This window comes from Mesorhizobium sp. M7A.F.Ca.CA.002.09.1.1 (assembly GCF_003998555.1).
In the GTDB taxonomy this organism is placed as follows: Bacteria; Pseudomonadota; Alphaproteobacteria; order Rhizobiales; family Rhizobiaceae; genus Mesorhizobium; species Mesorhizobium ciceri.
Genome location: NZ_RZRR01001632.1, coordinates 1 through 422, shown reverse-complemented (window position 1 = coordinate 422; position 422 = coordinate 1). Strand labels below are relative to the sequence as shown.

The 422-nt window shown below is 63.5% G+C and carries 1 protein-coding gene; it reads left to right on the top strand.

The window, feature by feature from the left end:
• Window positions 1-422, top strand: a 422-nt coding sequence (locus EN994_RS35065; RefSeq protein WP_164746608.1) for a DUF1697 domain-containing protein, incomplete at both ends; no start/stop codon positions are given.

Below are 422 nucleotides of genomic sequence, written 5' to 3'. Positions count from 1 at the left end.
GCTTTACAGCATCATTCTGGGCGAGGGCCGCCGGGTCGTCATGGCCGATCTCAAGGCCATGGCGGAAGATCTCGGGCTGAAGAACCCGCGCACCCTGGTGGCGACCGGAAATCTGGTCTTCGAGGCGCCGGCAACTGATATTGCCGACCTTGAACAGCGGCTGGAGGCAGCCTTCGAAAAAACCTTCGGCCGCCATGTCGACATCATCGTGCGTGGTGCCAAGGACTGGCTGAAGCTTGCCGCCGGCAATCCGTTCCCGGCCGATTCGGCCAAAGCAGGCGATCAGGTGGCCGTACGGGTGATGCGCAAGCCTGCGCCCGTGGAGGCCGTGACGGGGCTCCAGGCCTATGCCGGCGAGGATGAAAAAGTGACTTCGGTCGGCGGCGACATCTGGGTCGTCTTTTCGCGCGAGAGGCCAAGCT